Genomic DNA, 18,487 nt, shown 5'->3' with positions numbered 1-18,487 from the left:
CTTTGCTTGGGTTTTTATTGACGTTTAAGCGCTTCGACAATTTGAAACTGATCATTCCAACGAACCGCACGATAATATGCATCGTGATAAAATGTAAACCATGCATTGTTTTCCATTCCATAGGCAAGCCATTTTTGTTTAGCAAAAATAGATGTCATCGGATAATCATCATACGCCATGACCCAAAGAGGATTTTGATGGGCGTGTGTCGGCATTAAATCGCCGAGATGAACGACTGTTTCCCCTTCAGATGTGATAATAATGATCGCATGTCCATCGCTATGACCGCCTGTATGAATCATCGTTACCCCTGGAACAACTTCCAATTGTTCCGCAAACGTATCAACTTGATCAACAATCGCTTCCCAGTTTTCTTTCCAATACGTGTTGCGCGAGCGGATGTTTGGTTCTTTCATCTCCGCCCACTCTACTGCCGACGTAATAACGCGCGCACGTGAAAACGTTGGAACGAGCGTATCCCCTTCCCATTTCGTCAAACCGCTCGCATGATCGAAATGCAAATGCGTCATTAATACAAAATCAATGTCTTCGGGTGTCAAAGAAAGAAGCGCCAACTGCTCTTCTAATGAGGATTCTTCTGTTACACCAAAGTTCCGTTTTTGCTTTTCATTTAGTTTTCCCCGCCCGATGCCAGATTCAATTAATATATTTTTTCCATCCATTTGCAATAAAATCGGATCGGTGCGGAGTGGGATTTGATTTTGTTCGTTGCATGGGTATTTTTTTAACCAAAGTGGCTTTGGTACGACACCGAACATTGCTCCACCGTCTAAATGTGTAATTCCTCCATTTAACCACGTCATTGTTGCTTGACCGATCGTTAATTTCTCCATTTTTTTCTCCCCCTTGTCCTCTTTCATTACTCATTTTAACATTACAAAAATATTCAGAAAAGAAAAAAACCTATGCCTAATTATGACATAGGTTTCCGATACTTTACTTCACAACGGTAAATCGGGTTACCTTTTTCTGAAAATTTTTGTTCATATTCTGTCATGACATTTCCTTCAAAATTACTTCGATGAAGATCAAGGCTGACATATTGAAGAACTAAACCATATTGCGAGAAGCTGACAAGAGAATATTCAAACAATCCACGGTTATCCGTTTTAAAATGAATTTCCCCCTCATCAACTAAAATGTTTTCGTATAACTCTAAAAACGTGCGATACGTTAGACGACGTTTTTCATGTCGCTTTTTTGGCCACGGATCAGAGAAGTTCAAATAAATACGTTCAACCTCTCCTTTTGCAAAAATATTTTCTAAATCTTTTGCATTGACATTTAATAAGCACAAATTTGGCAAATCATTTTCAATTAACTTGTCAAGCGCGCATACGATGACGCTCTCATACAATTCGATTCCAATATAGTTAATATTCGGGTTCATTTTTGCCATTTCTGTAATAAAACGACCTTTTCCTGTACCAATTTCGATATGAATCGGATGATTGTTTGAAAACAATTCACGCCAACGCCCTTTGTATTGTTCAGGTTGCTGAATAATGTATTGTGGATATGCTGCAATTTTTTCTTTCGCCCAAGGCTTATTTCTTAAACGCACATTTCATCCTCCGTTTCTTTGCATATAAAAAGATAAAAATGGCCATATTAATAAGCGAATAGGGGGATGAACATGGCCATTAATCATGAGCATCAATTAACCGTATTAAAAGATATTTTATCGGAACACCAACTTGATCGTTCAGGAACGGTAGCAGAATGTGAACAAATTGAGCGGCTCGCTAAATCGCTAATAGCGAACGATGCTGTCCATTCTGAACTGAAACAAACATTGTCCCATATTTACACGTACAGTCAAAACGGCAAAAATGCAACCGATCTTTCTTCACATATCAATCAACACGAACAGCAACTTGCTGATTGGATGGATCAATTAACGTAGCACATGTTCAAGGAAATGCAACAGTCGTTGCATTTCCTTTTCATTGTTCCGCTCTTTATGCCATGCGATCAACATAACCGTTTGGGCAACAGTATACCATTTCATACGTAACTGCAATGGTTCATCGAAATCCATACCATATTCTTCTAACCAACTCACCCACTGTTCTCGTGGAATGTAAGCATATAATAACATTCCGATATCAATCGCAGGATCTGCAATCATTGCACTATCCCAGTCAATTAAATACAGTTGATTATCTTCTGTTAACAGCCAATTATTATGATTCATATCGCAATGGCAAACGACATAATCCGTACAGTACACATCGTCTACGTGTCGCTCTAAAAATGAAAATGCGTCCCGAACAGTCGAGTGCGCTTTTAACTCAACATATTCATTCTTCTTGACTTCCTCTAGCAAACGATGAGGTGCCAAAGGCTTTTTACCGAGGCGCTCCATCATCCCCAACAATTCTTTCGAACGATGAATTTTTCGAAGCAACTGAGCAACTCGTTTGCTAGTCATATCATGCGGCTTTAATTCACGCGCTTGTAAAAATTGTTGGGCAGTTATAACATCTCCGTTTTCCATTCGTTTCGTCCATACTAATTTTGGAACGATTCCTTCTGCTGATAAAACTGCTAAAAATGGAGAAGAGTTGCGCTTCAAAAACAACTTCTTCCCATCATGCTCCGCAATATATGCATCCCCTGTCGCACCACCTGCCGGGGAAATTTCCCACTCCTTACCTAGTAACTGTTCCAAGTGAGCTCACCTTTCGACTTAGTCAAAATAAAAATTGCAATTGTCATCTTACTAGATTTTATCTTTCCCATCGTTTCCCCGTCAACATTGAATTAATACCCACGTACCAATTCCATTTATTTCAATGTTCCGTTCACTTATTTTTCCTATATCTTCTTCATTCGAGCTAAATATAACTTCCCATCTTCCTTCAAAAAGGGGTAATGTCGTCTTTTTCTCCTCGTTATGATGCACAACAACAATTTGCTCCCATGAACCGTACGCACCAACGTCAACTAGTTGATAAGCAATAACAGATGGATGTGTATCATAAAATTTTATGTGACGCCGAACTTGATCGGCAGTAAAAAAACGAAACGCGCCATGTTTTTTACGAAGCGCAATGAGAGCCATCACTTCTCGAATATCTTCTTCCCATGCACCTTTCCGCTCCCAATCGATTCGATTCACTTCATCGGGAGCGTTATAGCTATTTTCAATCCCTTGTTTCGTTCGATAAAACTCTTGACCGCTATGCAAAAACGGGATACCTTGGGATAATAAAACGATCGCTGTAGCTAGCTTTTGACGTTTTCGACGAATATATTCGCTCTCACGCACGTTAGAAATCATCATTTTATCCCATAATGTATGGTTATCGTGACATTCGACGTAATTGACACTTTGCCTCGGAGAAAAAAAGAGATGAATGCTTCCACGAATCACTTCCATTACTGCTTCTTTATATGAGCAATCCCCTAACGCAAATCCTCGATCGTGCACTTGGAATGTGCTACCTTTAACATAGTCACGAAATCGATCATTAAAATAAGCAATGCGTGGCGTATGTTTTGCGTTTGCAATCGTTGTCTTTTTTTCTTGAGGTAATGGAGTAGCTAACTCCCAACCTTCACCAAGAACAAGAACGGTCGGATCAATTGCATCGATGGCACGGCGAACGTCATTCATTGTATCGATATCTAAAATGCCCATTAAATCGAAACGAAATCCATCGACACCGTATTCACTTAGCCAATATGTCACTGAATCAATGATAAATTTTCTTACCATTCTTCTCTCAGATGCTAAATCATTTCCGACCCCTGTTCCGTTTGACGGGTAACCGTTTGATTCATATCGAAAATAATAACCCGGGACGAGATGTTCAAACGATGATGTTTCACGAATATATACGTGATTATATACAACGTCTAAAATGACGCGAATACCTTCTTGTTGAAATGCTCGAATAGCCTGTTTTAGCTCCATGATACGCAAATATGGATCAGTCGGATCAGTTGCATAGCTTCCTTCTGGTGCATTGTAATGTACCGTATTGTATCCCCAGTTGTATTCAAGTGGCTCGAGCTCATTGACTCCTTCAAAATCTTGCACTGGCATGAGTTGAACATGTGTAACACCGAGCTGTTTAATATAAGAAAGACCTGTTAGTGTTCCACTTGGACCTATTGTTCCTCGCTCCGTCAAACCTATATACTTCCCTTTTTGTTTTACTCCACTTCTTGGATGAATCGTAAAATCACGCACATGCATTTCATAAATAATCGCATCTGTCATGGAAATAAACGGAGGCATGTGTGGCTTAGGAATATTTGTCTTTGTCAGATCAACAACAACACCGTATGTGCCATTTGCTGAGACCGCTTTTGCATAAGGATCAACTGCCTCACGCCAAACAAAATTGATATATGTCTTATACGTATACAAAAAATATTCCATATTTTCATATACTGTATATGTCCATATCCCTTTTTGTTCTCGTATCATCACATGGATCGTTTCTTCTTTCGTCTTTGGATGAATAAGTTTTAATAACACCTTTGTTGCCGTCGGAGCCCACACTTTAAACGTCGTTTTTTCCGGTTTGTACGTTGCACCGAGATCGTTTCCATCATACGCATATAAATCATCGAACGCTTTTGTTCGCATCACTGCTCCTACTTGTAAAGGAGCTTGCCATCCTTCTTCCGTATAAACGACATATCGTTTTTCTAATTGGACAATAAAAGGAACGAGGCATTCATATTTTGTAAATAAGCGTTGTCTCTCAGTAGAACGAATGGTTAAGCGATATGCTGTTTGCTCTTTATCACATAAAAAAAATATCGGTGCACGTTCGTGAACAACGTTGTTCGGTACTAAAATAGTAATTAACATCAACTCATCTAAATAGGCTTCAAACGGGTGTTGTTTTGTCATCATTATCGGTCACCAACTTCCACTTTTGAAGTCAATCATTTTTATTGTAAAATGGATTAAGATAAGGGGGGGAAAAATGATGCATTCATGCATCTCATGTAGCGTTCCATTTCCACTTTTACAATCCGGTTACTTGCTTATTATGCAGGAAAAACAAGAAAAGTATTTATGTTATTCGTATGATTCATTGCAACAATTAGCGACGTATGTAGAAACAATCGTTCCAAAAGAAAAAACATTAGCAACGTTATGCAAAAACCCTAATTCACCGGGAGCGTTCGTTCCACTTCATGAGTTAAGCATGCGAATTAAACATGAAGATGTTGTCCAATGCATAACAAACGAACCGCTGGTGAGTTATTTACAACCGATTATTCATACAAAAACAGGTGACATTTTCGGCTATGAATGTTTACTACGATCACAACGCTTTTCTCCTAAACAACTTTTTTCTGTCGCACAACAAACAGGTTTGCATACATTTTTAGATCGGCGAGCACGTGAAGAAGCGATTCGAGCACGTACAAAAATAAAAAAAGGAATAAAAAGTTTCATTAACTTTTTACCATCAACGATTTACAATCCCGAATTTTGTCTTCGCCACACATTTTCCATTGTCGAACAATATGAGGTAGCACCTGAAGATCTTGTCTTTGAAGTTGTCGAGACCGAAAAAATCATTGATATTGAACATTTAAAGAACGTATTTGCCACATATAAACGATCAGGAATGAAAGTAGCCTTAGACGATGTCGGTGCCGGCTTTTCAACAATCGATATGCTTACGCTATTACAACCTGATTATGTAAAAATTGATCGCCACTATATTCAAAATTGCGACGAAGAAAAAGAGAAGCAAGCGTTTTTAAAAGAAGTAACTCGAATTGCCCAGACGCTTGGTATTCACGTACTTGCTGAAGGAGTTGAACGAAAAGAAGAATTGGACTACTGTCGGGAAATTGGCATTCCGTTTGCCCAAGGCTACTATATCGGCAAACCGAGCCCAAATCCGCTATAAAAGAGGCTGACCTCTACTCATCAGCCTCTTCAACTTCTTCAATGACGAGCGGATCGTAATAGCGTGTATCACAATACGTCAACAATGATTGAGCTGCCTTTATTTGCATATGCTTTAGCGGCATTGTCAACTGTCTGAGTGACATAAACCATGCATCATAATGACGGCGATCGATGATGTCAAGATCGCTCGGTGCGTAACGATAATCAATATATCCTTCTCGATTCATCAACACTTTTTTAATCGGCATATCGACGGAAAATTGTTTATAAATCGTTTGAACAACTTTTTCTGTTCGGTGAAGCGAAATCATTGGGTTAACGATTTTCCGCTCCACATCATCAACAATCTCCGTCCAAAACCGTTCAGCCGAACCAACGATAATGTTATTTTTTCGTTCTTCCGTAAACGCAATGCACCACGTTGTCGTTGGACTAATTAAAATCGTGTTTAGCTCGACAGGGGCTTTTTTCAATAAAAACACAGGCTTATACATACATAAGTATGTATCAGGAAAACGTTGCAAAAAATATTTTAAATATACATCATAATAATATTTCGGATCAATAATGGACTCTTCCGTTAACGTTGAACTTGCCCAACGAATTTGCAGTTGAAACAGCTTTTCTAAAAATAATATTTTTAATTCTTCAAGCGTTTTCGGTTCGGACGTAATGGAAAACATAAAGTCTCCCTCTTCTTCCGACTGTTCATTTTCGTCCGTCACATCTTTTACTTTTTTTCTTGCCCATATTTGCTTAATTTTATCAAAAAGAGACGGCTCTTCCTCAAGCCATTTCCATGATTCATATGAATGTGGTTCTACCCTTAAAGCCAGTTGCCCTGTCTCCCATGCATGCTTCATTCGTTCCCATTGCTTCTTCTTTAAGCGAATGAACTCGCTTGGATAATGATAAATATCTAGCTCGTAGCGCGAAATATAATCTTGAAGCTTGATAAGCTGTCCCACGCCTTAACCTCCAGCAATCTATTGTTACTTTCATTCTACAACAAAAGCAACAACGGGCAAAGAAGGGAAGCAAAAATCGCACTTAACGTCATCGCTACCGAGCTAATCGCTGCTTCTTTTTTACCCATCTCAAGCGCCTTTGCAGTACCAATGCCATGTGAAGCCGCCCCAAGTCCGATTCCGATCCCTAAAGCTGTATTCAGGCGTAAGCGTTGAAAAATCGTTGGTCCAAACATCGCACCAAAAATTCCTGCAATCATGACATATACAGCAGCAAGGGTTGGTATGCCACCAATGAGCGCTGCAATATCCATTGCAACAGGGGAAGTAACCGATTTCGGAATAATTGAAAGAACAACCTGTTCAGGTAAATGAAAAAGACGTGCCAATAATAAGCCGCTTCCCATTCCAATGATCGTACCGAAAAATGTGCTACATAATAACGGCCATAAAAACTGTTTGAGCGTATGACGATGTTGATAAAGCGGCAAAGCTAACGCGACAACTGCGGGACCTAGCAAATGAACGAGCCATTTTCCTCCGACCATATATTGTTCATATGATAGATGAAAAAGCGATAATGTGATGATAATAACGACTGTGCTCGTTGCAATTGGCACAAGCAACGGAAAATAAAAGCGAGCATACAATTTGCGCATCGCTATATAAACGACAATTGTCCACAAGAGCATACTAGCGCCAATCATGCCCTTTCACCTCACGCACTCGCTTTTGCTCACGTGTTTGTGCCCATTGACCGATGAAACCAGCAAACAACATGACGAACATTGTGCTCACGATAACAACGAAAATGGACCATATCCCTTTTCCTAAAAAAAGTTCGACATAATCCATGACACCAACAGTTGCCGGGATAAACAACAGTGTTAAATGAGACAAAAGCATGTTGGCACCACAAGAGATCCACTCTTCCTTCACTATTCCAGTCATTAACAATAAAAATAGCAACAACATCCCTATCATACTTCCTGGAATAGGAATGTGTAGCAGTTGCTGAATAAATGAACCGACAACATACAGTACATACAACGCTCCGACTTGAATGACCGTAACCCCCATCTTTTCTCCCCCCCTCTTGTCGATTATGAAAGAGGAAAGCGCATAAGCGGCTTATATTTCGGTGTTTCATTTACATGCGTTTCATATAACACGACGTCATGCACAAAAAAGTGAACGTCTTCCCCTTCCATTTTTCGTGGATATGTTTCAAGTGAAAATGGAAACGATCCGTTCCATTTTTTCGCAAGCGTAATATGTGGTGTAAACGGTCGTGCATCAAGAGAAAAACCAATCTTCTCGCAAACATCATACACATCTTGACGAAGAGAAAACAAACGGGGCTCTTCTTTTACGCCATACCATAAAATACGCGAGCCAAACGAATAAACTTCACTCAGTTGCAACGAAAATGCCTTATGTTTTCGAACCGCTTTTGGCATACGCTCTGCAATTTGTTTTCGCTCTTCTTCCGTTGCCCTCCCTAAAAACGCAAGTGTGATGTGATAATCTTCTTCGTGAACGAACAAACGAAATGGCATTTTCCATTCAGACATAAAATGATGTAGCCGCTTTTTCACTTCGCTTGGTAAAGGAATTGCTAAAAAATAGTGCATTTATCGTCCCACCTTTTAATTTTCTAAATTTTATCAAATTTCAAATACTTTATGCAATGTCTTTTTTGATTGCCAAGCAAAAATGACCATTCCCCCAAATGTCAATAATCCAAAAAATAAATATACATGCTCAATCGTCCAACGCTCTAAAATATACCCTCCTACAAATGTACAAAACCAACTCCCAAGCCCATTTCCAACCGTGGCATAAAGCGATACAGCCGTCGTACGCACGTGCGCGGGGGTAATGTCACGAACATATTGGAGGGCAGCTGGAATAAACAAACCGACGGACGCCCCTTGTACAATTGTCGTTGCATATACAATAGCGAGCGGTGGTTCAAAAAAGTAAAATGTCCACCGTGCACAAGACAAAGCTGTCGCAACTAATAACACACTCATCATCCCGAACTTTCGGACGACACCGTCAGCAAATTTCATAAACGGCGCTTCACTTCCTGCGGCTAATAAAAAGGCGAGTCCTACGCCTGCAAGCGTTCCACCTAAATCAGTAATCAAAATACCGAAATAAAAATTATTGGCATAAATCGGACCGAAAACGAGAAACGTCGTCAATAAAAATAAAAGAAACCTAGGAATGCGAATCAATTCTTTCATTCCTTCTCGAACGTTCACTTTTGCACTTGACTGCTCTCTTGGCAATTTCCATGCAAGTACACTCGAAATAATGAGCAAAGCAACGAAAATGTAAAAAATAAAATGAAGATGGAATAACTGAGCGACTTGCCCTGCAATTGGAACAGCAGCTGCAAATCCAAGTGCTCCCCACAAACGAATCGAACCATACCGCTCATTCGCTTTTTGCACATAATGAAGCGTAATACTGTCAGACAGTGGAACAATACCACTTTGCATGACTGCAAGTAATGCGGCAATGACAAGCAACGACATATAAGAATGAACGAGCGAATACATAAAACCAAAAAAAGCTGTTCCTAATAAAGATACGATTAACACTTGAACCGGTTTACGCGTATAATCGCTTACCATTCCCCAAATTGGTTGAATAAAAATCATAACGATCGGGCTAATCGACATAATCATCCCTATTTCTGTTCCTGACAATCCAACTTCATCTTTTAAATACACAGATAACAAAGGAAAAAGCGATCCAAAACTAAAAAACTGTAAAAAGTAAAATATACGAAAAATACGTGTATACACAAAAAATCCCCCATATCGATATAAAATGACGAAAAGTACCGTCATGATCGACGGCACTTTTCATTATAACATATTTTTGGAAATTGTCATTTTGCTAACTCATAAATGGCTTGGGCGTAAATGGCTGTTGCTTTAACCAAATCATCAATAAACATATACTCATCTTTTTGGTGTGCCACATCTGGGCGATTAGGAAATAGCGGGCCAAACGCTACCCCCGCTTGTAAAGAACGCGCATATGTCCCACCGCCAATCGCAAGCAACGATGCTCGTTCGCCCGTCTGTTCTTCATAAACACGTTGCAATGTTTTCACGAGCGGATGATCTTTTGCGACATAATGTGGTGAGGAGTTCGAAAAGTTATTTAATACGAACTGATGACGTTTAGCTACTTGCTCAATGATTTCTTTTGTGCGCGTAATATCGTTCGTGACAGGGTAACGTAAATTGATGCCCATCTTTCCGCCACGTTCGTTCGTATACGAAAGAACACCGACGTTGATCGTCAAATCACCTAGTTCCTCATTTGTATGCGCAACCCCTAAGTGCTGTCCGCGCGTATCTCCATAAAAGTATTGAGAAACAAAACGGATAAATTCGTTTGCTTGTGAATCAAGTGCTTCATTCGCCAAAAATTTTGCAAGCCATAGCCCTGCATTCACTCCGTTGTTCGGTTCCATGCCGTGAGCAGAAACACCTTGAAGATATAACTTCACCGTGTCGCCATCTACATGTACCTCACCTTCAAGGGTATGCGAACGTAAAAATGTGAGAAAACGATCCTTTATGTCGTTTCCGTTTTGCAAAACAGCTTCCGCAAAATCTGGAACCATATTGTATCGACGACCAGCTTGAAACGACAGAAGAACACAATCATGTGCTTGTTTATGGATTGGCTGTTGAATAAGATCAAAGTCGGCAATCCCTTTTTCAGCGTAAATAATCGGAAAGTCGGCATCTGGCGCAAAGCCAAGCGTCGGCATGGGTTCCGTTTGAAAATACTGTTCAACACATTGCCAATCGCTTTCCTCATCTGTTCCAATAATCATGCGTACGCGCTTAGATAGTGGCAGTCCAAGCTCTTTCACAATTTTCATCGCATAAAATGCGGCAATCGTCGGACCTTTATCATCTAAAGCACCACGTGCATAAATTTTCCCATCGACGATCGTTGCCCCAAACGGATCAAACGTCCAACCGTCACCTGCGGGAACAACATCGACATGACATAGTATTCCAACAATTTCTTCTCCATCACCCATTTCAATGTGTCCGGCTAATCCGTCAACATTTTTTACAACAAACCCTTCTTCTTTCCCACGTTTCAGCATGTAACAAAGTGCTTCATACACTTCTTTTCCTAGCGGTGCTTCTTTCGTCGCTGTCTGTTCATTACGTACGCTTGGAATGCGCAAAAATGTTTGTAAATCTTGCAAAAGCGCTCTTTCGCGCTTTTTTACTTCTTCCATCCAATTCATATTCATCGTCACTTTCACCTTTCCTTAAGAAAAATATGGTATTAATTGTGTAAATATTGTGTAAAATTCAGCAAATTTATAGCATTTTTCTTATGTTTTCGTGTAAAATAAATAGTAAGACATCTAGTTTTTCATCTTTGTTGTACCATGCGAATGATGTAATGATAGGGAGTGATCATTTGAAACCATCTACCGATCGCATGCTAACCCGTATTAAGTCCGTCTACATGTTCATTAATGAAAGGGGAACAGTAACAACGCAAGAGCTCGTGGACGAGTTTGGTATTACTCCACGAACGATTCAGCGGGATTTAAACGTGTTAGCATACAACGACTTAATTCACAGCCCTAGCAAAGGTAAATGGACAACAACTAAAAAAAGAGTGAAGATGTCGTCATAATGAAAATGTATATAAACGGAACCTGAGCGATGCAGGTTCCTATTTTTTGTCTGCTCCTTTTAATAAAATGATTTCTTCATCTGTCAATTCACGATATTCCCCCGGTTCTAACGTTTCATCAAGCGAAATCATTCCCATTTGTATGCGTTTTAAATAAACAACACGTTTGCCAACCGCTTGGAACATTCGTTTAATTTGATGAAACTTTCCTTCTGTAATTGTAATACGTACATCTGAACGTAAACCAGAACGGATAATCACAAGCTCTGCCGGTTTTGTTTCATATCCATCATCAAGTACAACACCGCGTTGAAACGCAGCAACATCCGCTTCAGTGACTTCACCATCAATAATCGCTTCATATGTTTTCGGGACATGTTTTTTTGGTGACAACAACTGATGAGCAAGTTGTCCATCGTTTGTTAACAACAATAACCCTTCCGTATCTTTATCAAGTCGTCCGACAGGAAATGGATCAAAAATCCGATCTTCCTCTTGTAACAAATCAACAACCGTTTCTTCCACTGGGTCTTCCGTTGCTGAAATAACCCCTTTCGGTTTGTTCATCATGAGATAAATAAACGGCTTATACTCGACTTCTTCCCCCCATACGGTAACAACTTGTTCCTTAGGATCAACGTGCGTTTTCGCATCTTTTACCGTCATCCCGTCGACTTTAACGACGCCTGCTTTTAATAGCTTTTTCACTTCCTTTCTCGTTCCGTATCCCATATTTGCCAACAGTTTATCGATTCGTAACACTAAAATCCCTCCAAATGTTTTTCGTTTTTAGGCATCCGTCCATACACGTATGGCAATTGTCACATATACTGCCTACGTAACGATCAAAGCGAAAGGAGTTTTCCGAATGGATGAACGCCAACAACAACAGCAAATGCCTGGTATGCCTTATTACGGAGGCACTCCGTTTATGCCGGGATTCCCTGGTGGGTTTCCAGGTACACCGGGGTTTCCTGGAACACCTGGATTTCCAAGCGGTTCCCTCGAACGCCGCGTCGATCGCCTTGAGCGCATAACAGAGCGCCAACAACAACAAATTAACAATTTAAATCGACGTCTCCAACGCGTTGAGCGCCAACTCGGATTTCCATTTAGCAGCGACTTCTAGTATAGAAAGAAGAAGGCTATGACACAGCCTTCTTTTCTTTTTTTCGTAAAAATGAAAATCGTTTTCCAAATAAAGCATATAACAAGTTCGACCGTTCACTTAAATAAAAATAAACAGTTGCCCCAATGAGTCCACCAAATGCAACAATGATCACCGATTGAATCATGCTGCCATTGTAATGAAGGACACGATCCATAATCTTTACAGTCGGCCAAACAACAGCGCACATGATCGCCGTCAAAATCCCCATAAACAATATGCGCTTGGCGACAAAATGATAACGATAATTTGTATAGCGTTGGATGATCCACAAGTTTAACCCAACTGACAATGCATATCCGATTGTCGTCGCCAAAATAGCTCCTGTCGTTTCAAACGAGACAATAAGTATATAGTTAAAAAATAATTTGAACAACAGTCCGATCGTTAAACTAATCACAGTAAATTTTTGTTTATTAATTCCTTGCAAAATAGCTGCTGTCACAGAAAATAAAGCAAAGAAAATCGCCGTTGGCGCATATGCTCGTAACACTTCTGTTCCGAGTGGATCATAGCTGTAAAAAGCTGCGTATACGTATTCAGATAAAAGCGCCATACCAATGACTGCAGGCAACGTAATAAACATAACAACTTGAAACGTATCGTTTAAATACTTTCGTAACTGCTTGCTTTCCCCTTGTACATATGCTTTCGTAATCGTCGGAATAAGCGTTAAACTAAACGATGTAGCAAGTGTCACAGGAATGATAACTAACTTTTGTGCCCATACATTAAAAATGCCGTATGCGTCCTCAGAAATTGCACCGAGCCCGATGCTTGCCATTGCTTTGTTAAATGTAAATTGATCAATAAGCTGATATAACGGCATCGCCAAACCAACAAAAGCAAACGGAGCTGCATAGGTGATCAGTTCTTTATACATATGTGTTAGCGGCATATGGATCGTGCCGCGATCTTGCTTTAATAGTTCATCTAACAACGATTTTCGCTTAAACCAATACATGAACAATACTGCTAGTCCACCAACAGCACCGATAAATGCCGCAAACGTTGCAACTTGAATGGCAGTCACAAGCGAACCATCAAAAATACGTAAAACGATATAGCTACCTGCAAGCAAAAAGATGATGCGGACAAGTTGTTCGATAACTTGGGACAACGCTGTCGGTCCCATCGATTCATGCCCTTGAAAAAACCCGCGAATTAAACTCATCATCGGCACAAGCAATAAGGCGAAACTAACCGCGCGAATAACAGAAGTAACATCGGCAATCGAGTTGCCATGGCCATCATCATTCACGACAAACGGAGCTAACAGTGGCGCACCCATATATAAAATAAGCCAAGCAAAAAAACCGGTGGCCGCCATTAACATTATCCCTGAGCGAAACAACTTTCGTCCAATCGCATATTCCCCAAGTGCATTGTATTTCGACACAAACTTGGATACCGCAAGCGGCACACCCATCGTTGCGATGCTAATAAACAACGTATACGGAACGTAACCGTATGAATAAAGCGCCCCTCCTTGTTTGCCAACAAGTTGGTAAAACGGGAAAACGTATATAAGCCCTAATATGCGCGACAAAAACACGCCCCCTGTTAAAATAAATGTTCCTCGCAATAACTTTGATGATGACATGTTATCCCTTCCCTAACGGATTCGTTGCTTCACTTATTTTAGCACACTTTTTTCTTTTACATAAAATCATTATAATCATAACAGAAAGGACGTGAAAGTGATGGCATATGATGTCGTAGTCATCGGTGGAGGACCGTCAGGATTAATGGCAACCATCGCTGCTGGCGAACAAGGTGGACGTGTTCTCCTTCTTGATAAAGGGGATAAACTCGGGCGAAAATTAGCCATTTCAGGCGGTGGTCGTTGTAATGTAACGAACCGAAAGCCGATCGATGAACTCATTCAACATATTCCAGGGAACGGTCGTTTTTTATATGGCGCATTGTCAATGTTTAATAATGAAGATATTATTCGTTTTTTTGAACGGCTTGGCGTTCCGTTAAAAGAAGAGGATCACGGTCGCATGTTTCCGGTCAGCGATAGTGCGCAATCTGTCGTACAAGCCCTTCTTCGCGAGTTAAAACGATTGCGCGTCGACATTCGCGTTCATACGCCTGTCAAAGACATTGAATATAAAGATGGATGCGTATATGGAGTGACGCTGCAAACAGGGGAAATGATTCAAGCAAAAGCGGTTGTCGTTGCCGTTGGTGGCAAATCTGTGCCACATACCGGTTCGACAGGTGACGGTTATGCGTGGGCAGAAAAAGCGGGACATACAATTACAGAGCTATTTCCAACGGAAGTGCCGATGATTTCACATGAGCCATTTATTCAAAAGCGAACGTTACAAGGACTATCATTGCGTGATGTGGCATTAAGCGTATTAAACGAAAAAGGAAAACCAATCGTCACACATCGTATGGATATGATTTTTACACATTTCGGTATTTCAGGACCTGCTGCATTACGATGTAGCCAATTTGTTGTGAAACAGTTAAAAAAACAATCTTCTGTGACCATGGTGATTGATGCGTTGCCAGATGAAAAAGAAGAGGCATTATTTCAACGTATTGTACACGCCACGAAAGAAGAACCGAAAAAAGCAATAAAAAATATTGTCAAAGCAATCATACCGCTCCCAGAACGATATGTGCTATTTTTGCTTGAGCAAACAAAGATCGATCCACAAACGGTCGCGAGCACGTTAAGCCACGACAAAGTGAGGACGTTCGTTTCTTTATTAAAAAAATTTTCTTTTTCCGTACATGGCACGTTGCCGCTTGAAAAAGCGTTCGTCACAGGTGGAGGAGTATCCGTCAAAGAAGTCCACCCGAAAGAAATGGCGTCTAAGCTGATGAAAGGTCTTTATTTTTGCGGAGAAATTTTAGATATTCACGGCTATACAGGCGGCTATAATATTACCGCTGCCCTTGTGACCGGTCGCCTCGCAGGGATGAATGCTGCTCTATACGCGAAACAAAGCCTCTCACCGCATATGTGAGAGGCTTTTTTCACGGATTAATTTGCAACGATGTTGACTAGTTTACCTGGTACTGCAATGACTTTACGCACTGTTTTTCCTTCAATTTGTTCTTTAATTTTTTCGTCTTCCATTGCTAATTGCTCCAGTTGTTCTTTCGTTGCATCAGCTGGCACATGTAGTTTTGTACGTACTTTTCCATTCACTTGAATGACGATTTCGACTTCATCTTCGACTAATTTCGCTTCATCGTATGCTGGCCAAGCTTCATATGCGATCGTATTGCTATGTCCAAGCTTTTCCCATAGCTCTTCAGCAATATGTGGGCAAACTGGCGACAACAACTTTACAAATCCTTCCATATACACTTTTGGCAATACAGGCGCTTTATATGCTTCATTAATAAATACCATTAATTGTGAAATCGCGGTATTAAAACGAAGCGCTTCGTAATCTTCTGTTACTTTTTTCACCGTTTGATGGTATACACGTTCAAGCGTATCTGTTTCCGGATTGTCAACGATTTTCGGATTTAGTTGACCGTTCTCTTCAACGAATAGACGCCATACACGATCAAGGAAACGGCGTGCACCGTCAAGCCCTTTTGTCGACCATGCGATCGATGCTTCTAGTGGTCCCATAAACATTTCGTATAAACGTAACGTATCGGCGCCATGGCTTTCAACGATATCATCTGGATTGACGACATTTCCTTTTGATTTACTCATTTTCTCATTATTTTCTCCAAGAATCATCCCTTGGTTAAATAGTTTTTGGAACGGTTCTTTTGTTGGTACAACGCCAATATCGTATAAAAACTTATGCCAAAAACGCGCATATAACAAATGTAATACCGCATGTTCAGCGCCGCCAATGTAAATGTCGACAGGCAACCATTTTTCTAATTTTTTAGGGTCAGCCAATTGTTTATCGTTATGCGGATCAATATAGCGTAAATAATACCAGCAGCTTCCTGCCCACTGTGGCATCGTATTCGTTTCACGGCGACCTTTTTTGCCTGTTTTAGGGTCAACAACGTTCACCCACTCTTCGATGTTCGCAAGCGGTGATTCACCTGTTCCTGATGGTTTAATTTCATCTGTTTTCGGCAACACAAGCGGCAATTGCTCTTCTGGCACCGGCGTCATCGTACCGTCTTCCCAATGAATAATTGGAATCGGTTCACCCCAATAACGTTGGCGGCTAAATAGCCAATCACGAAGGCGATACGAAACTTTTTTCTCACCTTTTCCGTTCGTCTCCAGCCATTCGATCATTTTTTTCATCGCTTCTTCTTTATTTAAACCGTTTAAGAAATCGGAGTTCACATGTTCTCCGTCGCCTGTGTACGCTTCTTTTGAAATATCACCACCGACAACGACTTCTTTAATCGGCAAATTGAATTTTTTCGCAAATTCATAATCGCGTTCATCATGCGCTGGCACTGCCATAATGGCGCCTGTACCGTAGCTCATTAACACGTAATCTGCGATCCAAATCGGCAATTTTTCCCCATTGGCTGGGTTGATCGCATATGCTCCCGTAAATACACCTGTTTTTTCTTTCGCTAAATCTGTGCGCTCAAGATCGCTTTTGCTTTGAATTTGTTTTAAATAAGCTTCAACCGCTTCTTTGTGCTCAGGTGTTGTAATTTTTTCAACGAGCGGATGTTCAGGGGCAAGCACCGCATAAGTTGCACCAAATAACGTATCTGGACGGGTTGTAAACACCGTAAACGTTTCATCGTGTCCATCGACTTGAAAATGAATATTTGCCCCTTCCGAGCGACCGATCCAGTTGCGTTGCATTTCTTTTATGCTTTCAGGCCAATCAAGTTCCTCTAAATCTTCAAGCAAACGATCGGCATATGCCGTAATGCGAAGCATCCATTGTTTCATCGGTTTACGAATAACCGGGTGACCGCCGCGCTCGCTTTTTCCATCGATAACTTCTTCATTCGCTAATACCGTTCCTAGCGCTGGGCACCAGTTGACCGGCACTTCATCCATATACGCTAATCCTTTTTCATATAACTTTAAAAAAATCCATTGTGTCCATTTGTAATAGTTCGGATCAGTTGTATTCACTTCCCGATCCCAATCATATGAAAAACCGAGCGATTTAATTTGACGGCGGAAGTTGTTAATATTTTTTTCTGTAAATTCAGCTGGGTCATTCCCTGTATCAAGCGCATATTGTTCGGCTGGCAATCCGAACGCGTCCCATCCCATTGGATGCAACACGTTATATCCTTGCATGCGCTTCATGCGCGCTAAAATGTCTGTTGCTGTATATCCTTCTGGGTGACCAACGTGCAGTCCTGCCCCTGATGGATATGGGAACATGTCAAGCGCATAAAACTTTCGCTTTCCGTCATCTTCTGTCGTTTGAAACGTTTTATTTTCTTCCCAATACTTTTGCCATTTTTTCTCGATTTCACGATGATTAAAACTCACGTGACAAACCTCCTTTTGATCCATTTTTAACAAAAACGAAAAACAAAAAACCTCCCATCCCAAAAAGGGACGAGAGGATTCTCCCGCGGTACCACCCTTGTTAGCGCACGAATCGCGCACTCACTTTCATCATTAACGCAGATTCACGGCGCACGCTACTTCATTCGCACACGCGACTCCAAGGCGAGTTCGTAAACAAACTTCGGTTGACTCGCACCACCCGTCAACTCTCTGCGCGCCATTTGTTTACTACTACTCCTTTTCACCGTCATTTTCCATTATTTCATTATACACATTATTTTAAAAAATTTACGTCC

Annotated in this window: 18 protein-coding genes and 1 other annotated feature; of the genes, 5 read left to right on the top strand and 13 right to left on the bottom strand. The window is 40.7% G+C overall.

Features of this window, described 5'->3' with window-relative positions; all coding sequences use genetic code 11:
* Positions 1 to 14 precede the first annotated feature (14 nt).
* A complete protein-coding gene (locus ACYQY7_RS04820) occupies positions 15 to 854 on the bottom strand; it encodes a YtnP family quorum-quenching lactonase (protein ID WP_461200980.1) in 840 nt (279 codons plus the stop codon).
* Between the two features lie 80 nt (positions 855 to 934).
* Positions 935 to 1,585, bottom strand: coding sequence for a tRNA (guanosine(46)-N7)-methyltransferase TrmB (gene trmB, locus ACYQY7_RS04815; RefSeq protein ID WP_461200979.1), 651 nt, complete (start codon positions 1,583 to 1,585; stop codon positions 935 to 937).
* 72 nt (positions 1,586 to 1,657) lie between these two features.
* Here trmB and ACYQY7_RS04810 point away from each other — a divergent pair, with 72 nt between their 5' ends.
* A complete protein-coding gene (locus tag ACYQY7_RS04810; RefSeq protein ID WP_461200978.1) occupies positions 1,658 to 1,927 on the top strand; it encodes a YtzH-like family protein in 270 nt (89 codons plus the stop codon).
* Here ACYQY7_RS04810 and ACYQY7_RS04805 read toward each other — a convergent pair.
* Both ACYQY7_RS04805 and pulA read right to left on the bottom strand, forming a co-directional pair.
* Positions 1,919 to 2,695 carry a phosphotransferase gene (locus tag ACYQY7_RS04805; protein WP_461200977.1) on the bottom strand — a complete coding sequence of 259 codons (777 nt, stop codon included), beginning with the start codon at positions 2,693 to 2,695 and terminating at the stop codon, positions 1,919 to 1,921. The genes ACYQY7_RS04810 and ACYQY7_RS04805 overlap by 9 nt on opposite strands.
* An 81-nt stretch (positions 2,696 to 2,776) precedes the next feature.
* Complete coding sequence (gene pulA / locus ACYQY7_RS04800; protein ID WP_461200976.1) at positions 2,777 to 4,897, bottom strand: type I pullulanase; 2,121 nt, start codon at positions 4,895 to 4,897, stop codon at positions 2,777 to 2,779.
* A 76-nt stretch (positions 4,898 to 4,973) separates the two neighbouring features.
* Between pulA and ACYQY7_RS04795 the strand changes: the two genes are divergently transcribed.
* Positions 4,974 to 5,912 (top strand): EAL domain-containing protein, encoded by a 939-nt coding sequence (locus tag ACYQY7_RS04795; protein ID WP_461200975.1) that lies wholly within the window; start codon positions 4,974 to 4,976, stop codon positions 5,910 to 5,912.
* 13 nt (positions 5,913 to 5,925) lie between these two features.
* Here ACYQY7_RS04795 and ACYQY7_RS04790 read toward each other — a convergent pair whose 3' ends face one another.
* The 6 genes from ACYQY7_RS04790 to pepV form a co-directional block, all read right to left on the bottom strand.
* Complete coding sequence (locus tag ACYQY7_RS04790; RefSeq protein ID WP_461200974.1) at positions 5,926 to 6,882, bottom strand: NERD domain-containing protein; 957 nt, start codon at positions 6,880 to 6,882, stop codon at positions 5,926 to 5,928.
* Positions 6,883 to 6,917: 35 nt separating this feature from the next.
* A complete protein-coding gene (locus tag ACYQY7_RS04785; RefSeq protein WP_461200973.1) occupies positions 6,918 to 7,589 on the bottom strand; it encodes an LrgB family protein in 672 nt (223 codons plus the stop codon).
* On the bottom strand, positions 7,576 to 7,962 hold the full coding sequence (locus tag ACYQY7_RS04780; protein ID WP_461200972.1) for a CidA/LrgA family protein: 387 nt from the start codon (positions 7,960 to 7,962) through the stop codon (positions 7,576 to 7,578). Before ACYQY7_RS04780 ends, ACYQY7_RS04785 begins: the two co-directional genes overlap by 14 nt.
* Positions 7,963 to 7,985: 23 nt before the next feature.
* Positions 7,986 to 8,516, bottom strand: coding sequence for an RNA 2',3'-cyclic phosphodiesterase (gene thpR / locus ACYQY7_RS04775; RefSeq protein ID WP_461200971.1), 531 nt, complete (start codon positions 8,514 to 8,516; stop codon positions 7,986 to 7,988).
* A gap of 33 nt (positions 8,517 to 8,549) precedes the next feature.
* Complete coding sequence (locus tag ACYQY7_RS04770) at positions 8,550 to 9,701, bottom strand: MFS transporter (RefSeq protein ID WP_461200970.1); 1,152 nt, start codon at positions 9,699 to 9,701, stop codon at positions 8,550 to 8,552.
* An 86-nt stretch (positions 9,702 to 9,787) separates the two neighbouring features.
* Entirely contained in the window at positions 9,788 to 11,185 is a 1,398-nt protein-coding gene (pepV, locus tag ACYQY7_RS04765) for a dipeptidase PepV (protein ID WP_461200969.1), read from the bottom strand.
* A gap of 173 nt (positions 11,186 to 11,358) precedes the next feature.
* On the opposite strand from pepV, the gene ACYQY7_RS04760 reads away from it, so the two are divergent.
* Positions 11,359 to 11,580, top strand: a complete 222-nt coding sequence (locus ACYQY7_RS04760) for a DeoR family transcriptional regulator (protein ID WP_012574138.1) — start codon at positions 11,359 to 11,361, stop codon at positions 11,578 to 11,580.
* 39 nt (positions 11,581 to 11,619) lie between these two features.
* Here the strand turns inward: ACYQY7_RS04760 and ACYQY7_RS04755 are convergent, their stop codons facing one another.
* The gene (locus ACYQY7_RS04755; RefSeq protein WP_461200968.1) at positions 11,620 to 12,342 is read right to left on the bottom strand and encodes a pseudouridine synthase; all 723 of its coding nucleotides are present in this window, start codon (positions 12,340 to 12,342) and stop codon (positions 11,620 to 11,622) included.
* Between the two features lie 106 nt (positions 12,343 to 12,448).
* Here ACYQY7_RS04755 and ACYQY7_RS04750 point away from each other — a divergent pair, with 106 nt between their 5' ends.
* Positions 12,449 to 12,709 carry a hypothetical protein gene (locus ACYQY7_RS04750; protein ID WP_430746156.1) on the top strand — a complete coding sequence of 87 codons (261 nt, stop codon included), beginning with the start codon at positions 12,449 to 12,451 and terminating at the stop codon, positions 12,707 to 12,709.
* A gap of 16 nt (positions 12,710 to 12,725) precedes the next feature.
* Here ACYQY7_RS04750 and ACYQY7_RS04745 read toward each other — a convergent pair whose 3' ends face one another.
* Complete coding sequence (locus tag ACYQY7_RS04745; RefSeq protein ID WP_461200967.1) at positions 12,726 to 14,351, bottom strand: putative polysaccharide biosynthesis protein; 1,626 nt, start codon at positions 14,349 to 14,351, stop codon at positions 12,726 to 12,728.
* Between the two features lie 100 nt (positions 14,352 to 14,451).
* On the opposite strand from ACYQY7_RS04745, the gene ACYQY7_RS04740 reads away from it, so the two are divergent.
* Positions 14,452 to 15,735, top strand: a complete 1,284-nt coding sequence (locus ACYQY7_RS04740) for a BaiN/RdsA family NAD(P)/FAD-dependent oxidoreductase (protein WP_461200966.1) — start codon at positions 14,452 to 14,454, stop codon at positions 15,733 to 15,735.
* 17 nt (positions 15,736 to 15,752) lie between these two features.
* On the opposite strand, the gene leuS is transcribed toward ACYQY7_RS04740, so the two are convergent.
* The gene (gene leuS / locus ACYQY7_RS04735; RefSeq protein WP_461200965.1) at positions 15,753 to 18,170 is read right to left on the bottom strand and encodes a leucine--tRNA ligase; all 2,418 of its coding nucleotides are present in this window, start codon (positions 18,168 to 18,170) and stop codon (positions 15,753 to 15,755) included.
* A 62-nt stretch (positions 18,171 to 18,232) separates the two neighbouring features.
* Positions 18,233 to 18,445: a binding site (T-box leader), on the bottom strand.
* Positions 18,446 to 18,487 lie beyond the last annotated feature (42 nt).

This window comes from Anoxybacillus sp. TBDG-1 (assembly GCF_054815885.1).
Note: the sequence above shows the minus strand (reverse complement) of the source record. Positions and strands in the feature narration are given on the sequence as shown.